The sequence below is a fragment of the Chryseobacterium tongliaonense genome, from assembly GCF_041224435.1.
GTDB lineage: Bacteria > Bacteroidota > Bacteroidia > Flavobacteriales > Weeksellaceae > Chryseobacterium > Chryseobacterium tongliaoense.
Genome location: NZ_JBGFFD010000002.1, coordinates 21,016 through 33,843, shown reverse-complemented (window position 1 = coordinate 33,843; position 12,828 = coordinate 21,016). Strand labels below are relative to the sequence as shown.

Below are 12,828 nucleotides of genomic sequence, written 5' to 3'. Positions count from 1 at the left end.
GCCTAATTTAGTTTATTTTATTGACTTCATTACATCCACCAAAACCTGCACGCTTTCAATAGGTAAAGCATTATACAGGCTCGCTCTGTAACCGCCTAAACTTCTGTGTCCGTTAAGCCCACTGATTCCTGCAGCCTTCCATGCGCTGTCAAATTCTTCTTTTTTGCTTTCGTCCAATAATTTGAAAGAAACATTCATTAAAGAACGGTCTTCTTTTACACAGAATGTTTCAAAAAGCGGGTTGCTGTCGATCTCATCATATAAAAGCTGGGCTTTTGCCTCGTTTCTTTTTTCAGCAGCTGCAATTCCACCGTTGTTTTCAAGATACTGTAGCGTAAGTAAAGAAGCATACACCGGGAAAACCGGCGGGGTATTGTACATTGATTCTTTTGAAATATGCTGAGAATAATCTAAGATTGACAACATATTTTCTCTTCCTGTTTTTCCAAGGATCTCTTTTTTTATAACGACAAGAGTAACGCCTGCAGGACCCATATTTTTCTGAGCTCCGGCATATATTAAATCAAATTTTGAGAAATCAAGCTGTCTTGAGAAAATATCAGAGCTCATATCACAAACCATCAGGGTATCTACTTCCGGGAATGATTTCATCTGAGTTCCGTAAATGGTATTATTGGAGGTACAATGGAAATAATCGTATTCTGATCCTACTGTATAATCTTTCGGAATGTAAGAATAGTTATCTTCTTTTGAAGAACCTACTACGTCTACATTTCCTAGTTTTTTAGCTTCTTTAATAGCTCCGGAAGCCCATGTTCCCGTATCAAGATAAGCAGCTTTTCCACCTACTTTCAACAGGTTGTAAGGTACCATTGCAAACTGTAAGCTGGCACCGCCACCCAAATATAACACTTCATAATCATCACCAAGATTCATCAGTCTTTTTACAATGGCACGTGCTTCATCCATCACGGCAACAAAGTCTTTACTTCTGTGAGAAATTTCAAGGAGAGATAAACCGATACCGTTAAAATCAAGAATCGCTTCCGCTGATTTTTCAAATACTTCCTGAGGTAAGATACATGGTCCCGCGCTAAAGTTGTGCTTTTTACTCATACTGTTATTTTTTTTGGTTTTGCAAGATTTTCTATGCTTGCAGTTTCATTATTAATATTTTACTAGATTATTTGAATTTTATAGTTAAAAAAACCGTCTCAAATTGGATGAGACGGCATCTTTTATTCACCGTGTAAAAACGCTTTCTTATTAAGGAGGGCTTCTTCGGATTCTACGTGATCCTCATCCGGAACACAGCAGTCTACAGGACAAACTGCGGCGCACTGTGGTTCTTCATGGAATCCTTTACATTCCGTACATTTATCAGTCACAATAAAATAAACATCATCACTTACAGGCTCCTGGGGTGCATCTGCGTCCACTGTGAGGCCTGATGTTAATGTCACAGTACCGCTAAGCTCGGTACCTTCGGAAGCTTTCCAGTCTACTGCTCCTTCATAAATTGCATTATTTGGGCATTCCGGCTCGCAGGCACCACAATTAATACATTCATCAGTTATTTTAATAGCCATCGCTAATTTTTTTTAAATTTGCACAAAATTACAAAATATTCCCCAATTTAAAAGTAATTATGGATACCGAAAATAAAGTTTTAGGTCTTGTTAGGCTAAGTGATTATATAAGAGCGTTTTTAGCAAAAAATAATGAAGATTATAATGAAAATGATTCTGATTTTGAATTATTGTTGAGAAAATCTGAAATAGAAAATCCGTGGTTTACTATTGATAATCAGAAATTTGCCTTACAGCAGTGGACGGATCTGCTTACAGAAGAGAATATAAACAGCTGGATTAAAAAGTATTCAATCTCTAAAATTTCAAAAAAAGTAGGATTGATTCTTGCCGGAAACATCCCTTTAGTCGGTTTTCATGATGTGATCTCCGTTGTTTTAAGCAATCATATTCCGGTGATTAAGCTGTCTTCCAAGGACAGATATATGATTCCGTTCTTATTAAAAAAATGGAAGGAGTTTTCTGATGGTCGGGTCGAATATGAGTTTGTGGATAGGCTTGAGGACTTTGATGCCGTGATCGCAACAGGCAGCAACAATACGGCAAGATACCTGGAATACTATTTTAAGAATCATTCAAGCATTATCCGTAAAAACAGAACCTCAGTAGCCGTTTTAAAAGGGGATGAGACCAATGAGGAATTACAGCTTTTAGCCAACGATATTTTCCAGTATTTTGGATTGGGTTGCAGAAACGTAACCCGGATTTTCATTCCGGAAGATTTTGTCATTGACAGACTGTTTGAAAACTTTTTAAATTTTCAGGATATCATCAATCATCATAAATATGCCAACAATTATGACTACAACAGGGCGGTTTATCTTCTGAACCAGGATAAATTCTGGGATAATAATTTTGTGATGCTTAAAGAGGATGATCAATTATTCAGTCCGCTTTCTGTGATTAATTTCAGCCGATACTCTTCTTTGGAAGATGTCAGGAAATTCATTGCTGAAAATGAAGAAAACATACAGTGTGTAGTGGGTAAGGGTGAATTGGGATTTGATTCTGTTCCCTTTGGAGAGGCTCAGAATCCCGGGCTCAATACATATGCTGATAATGTAGATACGATGAAATTTTTAGAGGTCATCTGATTTTTTTGTATCTTGATTCCCTTATTTTTCACCAAATTAAAAAATAGAGGCTATGAAAAAAGTATTTTTAGTACTTATAATGCTGGTTGCACAGTTTTACTTTTCACAGAAAGTAGTGGATGTACAGGTTGAAAACCCACAGAAAAAACAGTTGCCTTCGGAATTGAGCAAAGAGAAAATCAGTTCTTATAATGAGACGTTTTTTAAGTTTATGAATGCTTTAAGGTCTTCTGACCGCAAAACAATAGATTTATTGCTGTCTGATAAAGTAAAAACCTTAGTGACGGATGATATTCTTAAAAAAGTATCCGAAGGAATTGATTCCAGTAAAAAACTGACTGTTTTAAAAACCGGTTACCAATCTTTAATGGATGGGAAAAGCTATCCGATGATTCAATACCAATATGAAGGTGATTCTTCAGCAAAGGTAGCAGTTACCGTATTGTTTGAAGAAGATGGCAAGATCCTTGGGATTAAGCCGGCTGATCAAGAGAAATAAATAAATAAAAAAATACTAACTATGATCACAGATGTTTTGGTTGCTCATTCTTCAGAAGTTGAAAGAGCCAATTTTTACAAAAAGACGTATTTGCACGTTGCCCTGTCCATCCTTGCATTTATAGGAGTTGAAACGGTTCTGCTTAAAACAGTGCCGGTAGAGCTGATTAATTTAATGTTTGCCCAGAGATATACTTGGTTGCTTATCATCGGTGTATTCTGGCTGGCTTCTATTCTGTCCAATAAATGGTCGCTGTCCCAGAGCAGATCAACGCAATATTTAGGGCTTGGGTTTTATATTTTGCTTGAAGCAGTGATTTTCTTACCGTTGATTTATATTGCAGTGGCTACTGCAGGAGGAGTTGTTATTTTCCAGGCGGCCATGTTGACGATCGCCATGTTTGCAGGATTATCTGCTGTTGCCTTCACTTCTAAAAAAGATTTTTCTTTCCTTAGAAATATTATCATTATCGGAGGCTTCCTTGCTTTAGGATTAATTGTTGCCGGTGCGATTTTCGGGTTCAATCTTGGGCTTTGGTTTTCGGTGGGAATGGTTATCCTGGCTTCTGCAAGTATTTTATATGAAACCAGTAAGCTTAAAAATACCTATACAACAGGGCAGTATGTGGGAGCTTCTTTACAGCTTTTTGCTTCTATAATGCTGTTATTCTGGTATATCCTTAGAATTCTGATGAGCAGAAGAAGCTAATCTCATAATTAACAGATACTTAAAAATAATATAATCCCGGTGAGCTTTCATCGGGATTTTAATTTTTTGTAATTTAGGCCTGATATCTTAATCTGAAAACTTAATTATGGAAGGAAAATTTGAGGGCGGGATTAATATTGCCATAAAGATCCCTAAAAACAAATATGAGCAAACGGTATCTTTTTATAAGGATATTCTAAAGCTGGAGGTTGAAGAGAAGCCTATTGATAACCCGACAGTATCAAGAACTCATGAAGTGAAATTTGGAGGCAATACCGTCTGGCTGGATTGTGTTGACAATTATACCCATTCGGAAACATGGCTTGAACTTAATGTGCCGGATGTACCTGGGGCTATATCTCATCTTAAAGACAATGGTGTAGAAACATGTGATGAGTTTGAAAAAATCCCGGATAATATGCATTGGATCACAGACCCTGCAGGAACTGTTTTTATCGTTAAACAGCGGGATTGACTTTTTAAATTGAAAAAAATCCTGATGTACTTTTCATCGGGATTTTTATTTTTAAGAACAGGAATTCTTCAATTTTTTACACATTAAATTGTTCAGTTCTTTAATGATTTATTTGTCAATAGATCCTAAAACCTTTTGAGCAAAAGAATTTAAAGCATCTTTTTCGCTAAATCCGTTCTGAACATTAGTGTGAACTTCTAGTGCCCCGCAGATATTGGTGATCAATTCTCCGGCAACATTCAGATCTTCTTCACTTGTTCCTCTGAATTCGCAGAAGCTTTCTAAAACCTCTAATGTTTTTTCCAGGTTTTCAGGTGTCTGATTCTGATAAAACTGTCTGATTATAGGTAACTTCATTAGTTTAATTCATTAAATAAGTTAATTAAACTCTCAGCCTGGTTAGACTGAACCTGATTCACCAATTCTCCGTTTTTGAAAATAGCGAAAGTAGGTAAGTTGTCAACTTTAGCTAATTTTCTGCTTTCCGGTAACTTTTCGGCATCTACATATAAAAAAGGGATCTCCTCATTTTCTGATGCCAGCTTTTTGAATTTCGGCTTCATGATTCTGCAGTTTCCGCACCATGTGGCACCGTATTGTACTACTACTTTTTCATTGTCGCTTACAATATTCTGAAGCGTATCTTCTGTTAATTCTGTATACATAAGTTAAATTTTAATTTTTAAAATTTAGCAATGTAGCAATTTGAGAATTTACCAATCTAACAATTAAAATACTGAAATTTCAAATATTGGTACATTGTTACACTGATATATTGTTACATTATTATTGCTACATTGCTAGATTAAATTAGTTCTTAGCCAAATACTCAGCAGTTGAGTTTCTGTCAGCTTTCATTGCATCTTTTCCTTCTTCCCAGTTTGCAGGGCAAACTTCTCCGTGCTTCTGAACGTGAGTATAGGCATCGATTAATCTTAAATATTCTTTTACGTTTCTTCCCAAAGGCATATCATTTATAGACTCGTGGAAAATTTTCCCTGTTTCGTCAATTAGATATGTTGCTCTGTAAGTTACGTTAGAACCTGTGAAAGTTTCCTCTCCATCTTCATTGTATTCGAAATCCTGATCTACAATTCCTAAAATGTTTGCCAGTTGTCTGTGAGTATCGGCTAAAAGCGGGTAAGTAACCCCTTCAATACCGCCGTTATCTTTTGATACGTTCAACCATGCAAAGTGTACTTCATTTGTATCGCAAGAAGCACCGATTACTTTAGTGTTTCTTTTTTCGAATTCACCTAAAGCCTCCTGGAAAGCGTGAAGCTCAGTCGGGCATACGAAAGTGAAATCTTTTGGGTACCAGAATAAAAGAACTTTTTGTTGGTTAGTGGTAGCTTCTTCAAGAATGTTAATTCTAAGATCATCACCCATTTCAGACATTGCATCTACTGTTACATTTGGGAATTTTTTTCCTACTAAAGACATAATTTTCTGTTTTATATTTAAATTTTCTGTTGCAAAGATAAAAATATATCGTCTATCAAACAAGTCTGAATTGATAAATAAAATCTATAATTGTTTTTAATTATAAAATTGAATTTTTATTTCAAGAATAATTTCCATTTACTTGTTGATTAGATTAATTCTTTCTCATAAAATATTATAAATATTAGTGATAAATCTCTATTGTTTGAAATATTATTGTATTGAGTTTTTCCTAATTCTATATTTGTTCAGAATAAAAAAACAAAATGTATGAAAAATTTAAAAAGGCTTTCTAGAAATGAGTTGAAACCTTTAACGGGAGGAATACGTTTTCCTGAAGGTGTTGATGGCTGTAAGGATATGTGTAAACCTACTATGGGCGTAGGTACTGATACGTGTCAACAATATGGTCTTACCTGCGGATGGTGGATGGATTCAAATGGGAATTCATGTAATAGATGCATGTAAATTAAATTATAAAAAGATGAGGCGTGAATTTTACGGCTCATCTTTTACATGATTCTTATCTTTAAATTATGAAAAAAAAAAATTTTAAAAGTTTTGCTTTTCTTTTTTGTTATAATATTTCACAACCATGCTATTGGTCAGAATCAATCATTTAAATATGATTTGAAGTATAAGCCAAATCCTTTAAAAGATAGTACAATTTTAGAAAAGATGGTTTTGGATATTAAAGATGGAAGTTTATCTGTTTTCAGAACCGAATTTGAAAAAAAATCTGATTCTCTTATTGCAAAAACAGGTTTTGGTTTAGGTAGAAAACCTAGGTTTGAAGATCAGTTTTATATAACAAAAAATTTGTCAGAAAATCAAGTTTTTAAAAATATTCAGACAATCTATTCCGAGATATTTTCTATAAAGATAAATGAAAAGCTTGATTGGGAAATTTTGTCCGAAAAGAATAAAATTGCAAATTTTAGTGTTCAAAAAGCAACAGTAAATTATGGTGGTAGAAATTGGATTGCCTGGTTTGCAACCGAGATTTCTATTCAGGACGGTCCTTATATTTTTAATGGTTTGCCTGGTCTGATCATTAAAATCTCAGATGATCAGAATAATTATATCTTTAATTTAACTGAAATAAAAAATGGTGATAAGAATGTCTATTATAGAAATAAAGGTTCGGAATTAAGTTGGGAACAATTTAAAAAACTGTCTGAAAATTACTATTCAGATCCTTTATCTCGAATAAAAGCTACGGGAGCACCTATTAAAGTAGATGATGGTAAAGGTAATGGTGTTACTCCGGACATGAAAATTTATACAGACAATATGAAAAAAAGAATAAAAGAAAATAACAATCCTATAGAACTTAATCACAAGATTAATTACAAATAATCTATAATTATTTTTGAAAGGAATAAAGAAAAAAGCTCTGATTTCAGAGCTTTTTGTTTATTTCTAATAACCGAATATTTCGTTCAGGGTGAGTTTTTTTACTTCACCGAGTTTCTGCATATCGGCTTCATTTACTTTATCCTGGGAAGCGACAAGGCAGTAGGTGTAATTTTTACCTTTCATCTGCTGATCATGGAAGCTGTTGATATCGGCAAAAGATAATTTAGGAGACTGTTCGTAAACATTCTTTCTTATATCAGACGCATTTCCAAGCTTTTGAGCTCTCAGATAAGTGAAAATAATTCCGTCTTGGGTAATTCTTTCAGCGGCAATAGATTTCTTCAATCCGCTTTTTGCCGTTTCAAATAACTGATCAGATTTTGGAAGCGTATTCAAAAGCTCATTCATCGCTATGGTAGACTCATTGAATTTATCAGCCTGAGTTCCTACATAAGCGGTAACAATATCTTTATCTTCTTTTTTGTTTGGAAGAGAGAAATAAGAATAAGTAGAATAAGCCAGAGCTTTAGATTCCCTGATGGTCTGGAATACTACAGAACCCATTCCGCCACCAAAATAATTGTTGAATAGGTTTACGGTCGGAGTAATGCCGGAATTGTAAGCATCACCGTTTCTTACCCAGAAAATTTCTGCCTGAACCATATCGTAGTGTGCAAACAGAACTTTGTTTTTATCCGTTGGAATCTGTGCGAAAGTTTTAGACTTAGGCATATCTTTCAGCGAATTTGAAACTTTATGAATAGGTGTTAAAGCAGCTACGGCTTCGCTTCCTGATTTCGGACCGTAATAAAGAACTTTATGCTTAAAGTTAAATAAATCGTGAAGTACATTTACAAGATCTTCTGCTTTCAAAGCATCCAGTTCGGCATCGCTTAAAGTATTGTTGAAAGGATTCTGAGCTCCGTACTGTGCATAGCTTCTAAGACCGGCCATGATCGTGGACTTATTTTGTTTTGCGTTCGTTCTGGATTTTTTAAGTCTGGCTTTGTAAGCGTCCAGTGCTTTCTGATCCGGCTGGTAGTTTTTGATCAAATTTTCAAATAAGGCTGCCGTTTTATCAAAGTTTTCATTTAAACCTTCCAGGGTAACATAAGTTTCTTCGTTTCCTGCGCTTACATTAAAGCTTGAAGCCAGTTTGTAGAACTCTTTGCTGATGTCTTCTGAAGATTTGTTTTTCGTTCCTAAATATTGAAGGTATTCCGCTGCTAAAGGAAGAACTTTATTATTCCATTTTCCGGAATCGAAGTGATAATATAATCTGAAAAGATCATTATCCGTATTTTTTACAGAAAGTACATCTACATTTCCTAATTTATTTTTAGCAATATCCTTATCGAAGTTCAGCCAGACCGGAGAAATCGGAGTTTCCGGCATTTCGTTTACTTTTTTCAGGAACGGAGACTGATCGTCTCTGTTTACGGAAACCGGAGTAATGGCAGGTTTGTCAACTTTTACAATATTTTTATCTTCTCCCTTTCTTTTGTAAACCGCCACATAATTGTTATCCTGAAGATACCTTGCCGCGAAATCCATAATGTCTTTTTTTGTAAGCTTTGAAATCTCTTCAATATATTCCAACTGGGCTTTGTGATCTACTTCGGAAGTGAATTCATCCATCAAAGATTCTGCTCTGGAAGTATATTTCTCATACTTCTGGATCACATTTTTCTTCTCGTTATTAACGATAGACTGAATCAGATCATCGGAAAATTCTCCTTTTTTAAGCTTATCAATTTCCTGAAGCAATAAAGCTTTTACATCATCCAAAGACTGGCCTTCCGTAGGATTTCCCTGTAATAGAAGAACTGAATAATCTTTCAGAACATAAGGGAAAGCATAAGCCGCCAGCAACTTTTGTTTTTTTACTAAATCAAGATCAATTAATCCTGCCTGTCCGTTCGTTAGCATGCTTCCTACAAAATTCAGCATTCTTGCATCTTTTGTTGTAGCTCCCGGAAATCTGAATCCGATAGTAATATTTTCAGGAGTAGGCCCATAAACTTCTTTTACGATAGGAGAGGTGATCGGGCTTTCCGTTCCTACTTTATATTCAGGTACCGGTTTAGACTTCATATAAGAGAAAGCTTTATCAATTTTTGCGATCATTTCATCAGGGTTAAAATCTCCGGACATGATCACTCCCATGTTGTTAGGAACATAGTAATTGTTAAAATATTCTCTGATTGCCTTTAATGAAGGGTTTTTCAAATGCTCAACCGTTCCGATGGTGGTTTGCTTTCCGTAATTGTTATTAGGGAAAATTGCAGCAAACATAGCTTCATACACTTTTCTCGGGTCGTTATCAAGGCCTCTGTTTTTTTCTTCGTAAACAGCTTCCAGCTCCGTATGGAAAAGTCTCAGAACAGGCTGTCTGAATCTTTCTCCCTGAACTGCAAGGAATTTATCGGTAACATTCGCAGGGATATCTTCCGTATAAACGGTCTGTTCGAAAGAGGTGAAGGCATTTGTACCGTCAGCTCCCATTCCGGACATCATTTTATCGTATTCGTTGGCAATGGCAAATTTTGAAGCTTCACCGGAAACTTTATCGATTTCCTTATAAATTTCTTTTCTTTTGGCTTCGTCTTTAGTCTGGTTGTATCTTTCGTAAAGAGCATCGATCTGATCTAAAAGCGGCTTTTCTTTTGCCCAGTCTTTAGAACCGAACTGGTCTGTTCCTTTGAAAAGCATATGCTCTAGGTAATGCGCCAGACCGGTGTGGTCAGACGGATCGGTTTTACTTCCTGCTTTTGTAGCAATAAAAGTCTGGATCCTCGGATCTTTTTTAGTCGGACTTAAAATAACTGTCAATCCGTTTTTTAGCGTATAATATCTCGCTGAAGTAGGATCATTGGTTACATATTTGTAGCTGTAGCCGTTAGATTTAGCTTCTTTCCACTGGAAATCCTGTCCGTAGGCATATCCGCAGTAACTTGCCGCTGCAATGCTTGTTGCAATTGTGATTCTCTTTAAAAAGTTCATGTATGTTTTATTTAAATTTTTCCAATAATTCTTTAATTCTTCTCATAGCTTCTCTTAAATCATCTTCTGAAGCTGCGTAAGAGAATCTGATGCATTCAGGGCTTCCGAAAGAAACACCACCTACACAGCCTACATGCGCATTTTCTAAAAGGAACATGGCAAAGTCATCAGCATCATTAATGACTGTTCCGTCTAAAATTTTACCGATATAATGAGAAATATCCGGGAAGAAGTAAAAAGCAGCCTTAGGCAGCACCACTTTAAATCCGGGGATTTCTTTTATTAATTCATAAACAAGATTCCTCCTTTTCTCAAAAGCATCGATCATGTATTTATATTCCGAAGGATCGGTTTTTAAAGCTGTGATAGAAGCTCGCTGAGCCATTGTATTGGCACCGCTGGTCATTTGTCCCTGTACTTTTTCACAGGCTTTTGCGAGCCATTCAGGACATGCGGAATATCCGATTCTCCAGCCTGTCATTGCGAAAGCTTTTGACATTCCGTTGATAACAGCCGTTTGTTCATAAACTTCCGGAAACTGTGCTATTGATTTTGTCTTGGTTTCATAATTGATAAACTCATATATCTCATCTGAAATTACTGTGATATAAGGATATTTTGCAATTACTTTAGCTAAAGACTGAAGCTCATCATACGTATAATATCCGCCGGAAGGATTACAAGGCGAGCTGAAAAGGATCGCTTTGGTTTTGTCTGTAATGGCTTCTTCCAGTTGTTCTGCCGTGATTTTAAAATCAGTTACATAAGAGGTAGGAAGCATTACAGAAGTTCCACCCATCATTTTTACCATTTCATCGTAGCTTACCCAATAAGGAGCGGGAAGAAGAACTTCATCCCCGTCATTGATAATTGCTGCCAGAACATTTAAAATAGCCTGCTTGGCTCCGTTTGAAACACAGATTTGTGTAGGTTTATATTCTAAGTTGTTATCCCTTTTTAATTTGTATGCAATGGCTTCACGAAGTTCTAAGAAACCGGGAACAGGAGAGTAGTGACTATAGTTTTGGTTGATGGCATCAAAAGCGGCCTGCTTTATATTATCAGGAACATCGAAATCGGGCTCGCCAAGGGTTAAACTGATAACGTCTATTCCGCTGGCTTTCATCTCTCTGGCCTTATTAGACATTACAAAAGTTTGTGAGTAACCTAGTCTTTTTACTCTATCTGAAAGTTTGTCCATATAGTATTTTTGTATAATAACAAATATATAATAAAAACCTGATTGGAATAAAATGTGAAACAAAAAAACTGCTTTCAGAAAAGAGATTTCGTATATTTAAAACCATCTGTTAAAAAAAATCTGCAATGAAATATTCTCTTTTTTTATTGTTTGCCCCCTTTATTGTTTTTTCGCAAATAAAGTCCAAAGACGATGAAATCAAAAAATATGTCTCTGAAGTGAATTCAGATTCTTTACAATCTTATATCAGCAAACTTGTAGGATTCAATACAAGGCACACTTTGAGCTCCGTTAATGATCCCAACAAAGGAATAGGGGCAGCAAGGAACTGGGTACTTGAAAAATTTAAAGACTACGCGAAAAACTCCGGTGGAAGAATGGAAGTGTATTTGCAGGAGCAGGAGATCCAGCCGGATGGAAAAAGGGTAGACCAGGTAACCAGCCTTGGAAACGCTGTTGCTTTTCTGAAAGGAACAGATCCTGATGACAAAAGAATTTTCCTGATCGGCGGGCATCTTGATTCCCGTGTAACGGATGTGATGGACAGAAAATCATTCGCTCCGGGAGCGAATGATGACGGCAGCGGAGTAAGTGCTGTCATAGAAGCTGCAAGAATTTTAAGCAGGTCTAAATTCCCTGCATCTGTTATTTTTGTTGCCTTTTCCGGAGAAGAACAGTCGTTGCTCGGTTCAAAGCTTCTGGCAGAAAAAGCCAGAAAGGAAAACCTTCAGATAGAAGCTGTTTTGAATAATGATATGATAGGCAATACGAAAGCCGGTGAAACCAATGAGATAAATGATCACACATTAAGGGTATTTAGCGAAGGTGTACCTTATTTGGAGCTGGACAAAAAAGCGATGGGAATAAGAAATTTAGGATTGGAAAATGACAGCGAATCCAGGCAATTAGCGAGATACATAAAAGAAATTGCAGAAAAATATGTGAAGAAGCTTGATGTGAAGCTGATCTACCGAAACGACAGGTTCCTGCGTGGCGGAGACCATTCAAGCTTTGTGAGTTACGGGTTTCCTTCGGTGCGGCTTACCGAATATTATGAAAATTATGATCATCAGCATCAGAACGTAAGAACGGAAAAGAATAAACAATACGGTGACCTTCCTGAATTTATAGATTATCAGTACCTGAAAAAAAATGTGGCTGCTAATATTGCCGTACTTGCCAGCCTCGCTAAATCTACCCCGAAACCGGAACATGTGGAAATGGAGGTGAAAGAGCTCACGAATTCCACCACATTGCATTGGGAAAAACCAAAATCGGGAACACCGGCAGGCTATTATGTATTGATGAGAGAAACGGACAGCCCGTTATGGCAAAAAAGAATATTTAGCACCCAGCTTTCTATAAAAATCCCGTTCTCAAAAGATAATTATATTTTTGCGGTACAGACTGTTAACCAGGATGGGAATTTAAGTTTACCCGTTATTCCGGGAATAGCAAAATAGCCTTGGAAATTTATTTAACGGTGAATAATCAAA

General features: G+C 36.2%; 14 protein-coding genes. 7 read left to right on the top strand and 7 right to left on the bottom strand.

All coding sequences use genetic code 11. The features are described 5' to 3' along the window. Positions 1 to 12 precede the first annotated feature (12 nt). Complete coding sequence (gene serC / locus AB8P06_RS04500; RefSeq protein ID WP_369838476.1) at positions 13 to 1,077, bottom strand: 3-phosphoserine/phosphohydroxythreonine transaminase; 1,065 nt, start codon at positions 1,075 to 1,077, stop codon at positions 13 to 15. Between the two features lie 122 nt (positions 1,078 to 1,199). Next, positions 1,200 to 1,550 (bottom strand): 4Fe-4S binding protein, encoded by a 351-nt coding sequence (locus tag AB8P06_RS04495; RefSeq protein ID WP_369838473.1) that lies wholly within the window; start codon positions 1,548 to 1,550, stop codon positions 1,200 to 1,202. 59 nt (positions 1,551 to 1,609) lie between these two features. On the opposite strand from AB8P06_RS04495, the gene AB8P06_RS04490 reads away from it, so the two are divergent. The 4 genes from AB8P06_RS04490 to AB8P06_RS04475 all read left to right on the top strand — a co-directional run bounded on the left by AB8P06_RS04490 (position 1,610) and on the right by AB8P06_RS04475 (position 4,326). Next, positions 1,610 to 2,644 (top strand): acyl-CoA reductase, encoded by a 1,035-nt coding sequence (locus AB8P06_RS04490; RefSeq protein ID WP_369838470.1) that lies wholly within the window; start codon positions 1,610 to 1,612, stop codon positions 2,642 to 2,644. A 52-nt stretch (positions 2,645 to 2,696) separates the two neighbouring features. Continuing rightward, positions 2,697 to 3,143 (top strand): peptidylprolyl isomerase, encoded by a 447-nt coding sequence (locus tag AB8P06_RS04485; RefSeq protein ID WP_369838468.1) that lies wholly within the window; start codon positions 2,697 to 2,699, stop codon positions 3,141 to 3,143. Positions 3,144 to 3,164: 21 nt separating this feature from the next. After that, on the top strand, positions 3,165 to 3,851 hold the full coding sequence (locus tag AB8P06_RS04480) for a Bax inhibitor-1/YccA family protein (protein ID WP_369838465.1): 687 nt from the start codon (positions 3,165 to 3,167) through the stop codon (positions 3,849 to 3,851). A gap of 106 nt (positions 3,852 to 3,957) precedes the next feature. Beyond that, positions 3,958 to 4,326, top strand: coding sequence for a VOC family protein (locus tag AB8P06_RS04475; RefSeq protein ID WP_369838463.1), 369 nt, complete (start codon positions 3,958 to 3,960; stop codon positions 4,324 to 4,326). A 108-nt stretch (positions 4,327 to 4,434) separates the two neighbouring features. Here the strand turns inward: AB8P06_RS04475 and AB8P06_RS04470 are convergent, their stop codons facing one another. The 3 genes from AB8P06_RS04470 to AB8P06_RS04460 all read right to left on the bottom strand — a co-directional run bounded on the left by AB8P06_RS04470 (position 4,435) and on the right by AB8P06_RS04460 (position 5,769). Beyond that, positions 4,435 to 4,683, bottom strand: a complete 249-nt coding sequence (locus tag AB8P06_RS04470; RefSeq protein WP_369838460.1) for a DUF6952 family protein — start codon at positions 4,681 to 4,683, stop codon at positions 4,435 to 4,437. After that, complete coding sequence (locus AB8P06_RS04465; RefSeq protein ID WP_007845618.1) at positions 4,683 to 4,991, bottom strand: thioredoxin family protein; 309 nt, start codon at positions 4,989 to 4,991, stop codon at positions 4,683 to 4,685. The genes AB8P06_RS04470 and AB8P06_RS04465 overlap by 1 nt, the downstream gene beginning before the upstream one ends. 145 nt (positions 4,992 to 5,136) lie before the next feature. Next, entirely contained in the window at positions 5,137 to 5,769 is a 633-nt protein-coding gene (locus tag AB8P06_RS04460; RefSeq protein ID WP_369838458.1) for a peroxiredoxin, read from the bottom strand. Positions 5,770 to 6,039: 270 nt separating this feature from the next. On the opposite strand from AB8P06_RS04460, the gene AB8P06_RS20660 reads away from it, so the two are divergent. After that, the gene (locus AB8P06_RS20660) at positions 6,040 to 6,237 is read left to right on the top strand and encodes a bacteriocin-like protein (RefSeq protein WP_440132421.1); all 198 of its coding nucleotides are present in this window, start codon (positions 6,040 to 6,042) and stop codon (positions 6,235 to 6,237) included. A gap of 81 nt (positions 6,238 to 6,318) precedes the next feature. Next, positions 6,319 to 7,128 (top strand): GLPGLI family protein, encoded by an 810-nt coding sequence (locus tag AB8P06_RS04455; protein ID WP_369840019.1) that lies wholly within the window; start codon positions 6,319 to 6,321, stop codon positions 7,126 to 7,128. A 63-nt stretch (positions 7,129 to 7,191) separates the two neighbouring features. On the opposite strand, the gene AB8P06_RS04450 is transcribed toward AB8P06_RS04455, so the two are convergent. Beyond that, positions 7,192 to 10,131 (bottom strand): M16 family metallopeptidase, encoded by a 2,940-nt coding sequence (locus AB8P06_RS04450; RefSeq protein WP_369838455.1) that lies wholly within the window; start codon positions 10,129 to 10,131, stop codon positions 7,192 to 7,194. 7 nt (positions 10,132 to 10,138) lie between these two features. Next, positions 10,139 to 11,332 (bottom strand): pyridoxal phosphate-dependent aminotransferase, encoded by a 1,194-nt coding sequence (locus AB8P06_RS04445; protein WP_369838452.1) that lies wholly within the window; start codon positions 11,330 to 11,332, stop codon positions 10,139 to 10,141. 125 nt (positions 11,333 to 11,457) lie between these two features. On the opposite strand from AB8P06_RS04445, the gene AB8P06_RS04440 reads away from it, so the two are divergent. Further along, complete coding sequence (locus AB8P06_RS04440; protein ID WP_369838449.1) at positions 11,458 to 12,795, top strand: M20/M25/M40 family metallo-hydrolase; 1,338 nt, start codon at positions 11,458 to 11,460, stop codon at positions 12,793 to 12,795. The last annotated feature ends 33 nt before the right edge of the window (positions 12,796 to 12,828 follow it).

Bases quoted from the DNA above. Each gene is read 5' to 3' on its own strand.
- AB8P06_RS04470 (WP_369838460.1), bottom strand. From the start codon at position 4,683: ATGAAGTTACCTATAATCAGACAGTTTTATCAGAATCAGACACCTGAA.
- AB8P06_RS04490 (WP_369838470.1), top strand. From the start codon at position 1,610: ATGGATACCGAAAATAAAGTTTTAGGTCTTGTTAGGCTAAGTGATTAT.
- AB8P06_RS04460 (WP_369838458.1), bottom strand. From the start codon at position 5,769: ATGTCTTTAGTAGGAAAAAAATTCCCAAATGTAACAGTAGATGCAATG.
- serC (WP_369838476.1), bottom strand. From the start codon at position 1,077: ATGAGTAAAAAGCACAACTTTAGCGCGGGACCATGTATCTTACCTCAG.
- AB8P06_RS20660 (WP_440132421.1), top strand. From the start codon at position 6,040: ATGAAAAATTTAAAAAGGCTTTCTAGAAATGAGTTGAAACCTTTAACG.
- AB8P06_RS04450 (WP_369838455.1), bottom strand. From the start codon at position 10,131: ATGAACTTTTTAAAGAGAATCACAATTGCAACAAGCATTGCAGCGGCA.
- AB8P06_RS04440 (WP_369838449.1), top strand. From the start codon at position 11,458: ATGAAATATTCTCTTTTTTTATTGTTTGCCCCCTTTATTGTTTTTTCG.
- AB8P06_RS04495 (WP_369838473.1), bottom strand. From the start codon at position 1,550: ATGGCTATTAAAATAACTGATGAATGTATTAATTGTGGTGCCTGCGAG.
- AB8P06_RS04485 (WP_369838468.1), top strand. From the start codon at position 2,697: ATGAAAAAAGTATTTTTAGTACTTATAATGCTGGTTGCACAGTTTTAC.
- AB8P06_RS04445 (WP_369838452.1), bottom strand. From the start codon at position 11,332: ATGGACAAACTTTCAGATAGAGTAAAAAGACTAGGTTACTCACAAACT.
- AB8P06_RS04465 (WP_007845618.1), bottom strand. From the start codon at position 4,991: ATGTATACAGAATTAACAGAAGATACGCTTCAGAATATTGTAAGCGAC.
- AB8P06_RS04480 (WP_369838465.1), top strand. From the start codon at position 3,165: ATGATCACAGATGTTTTGGTTGCTCATTCTTCAGAAGTTGAAAGAGCC.
- AB8P06_RS04475 (WP_369838463.1), top strand. From the start codon at position 3,958: ATGGAAGGAAAATTTGAGGGCGGGATTAATATTGCCATAAAGATCCCT.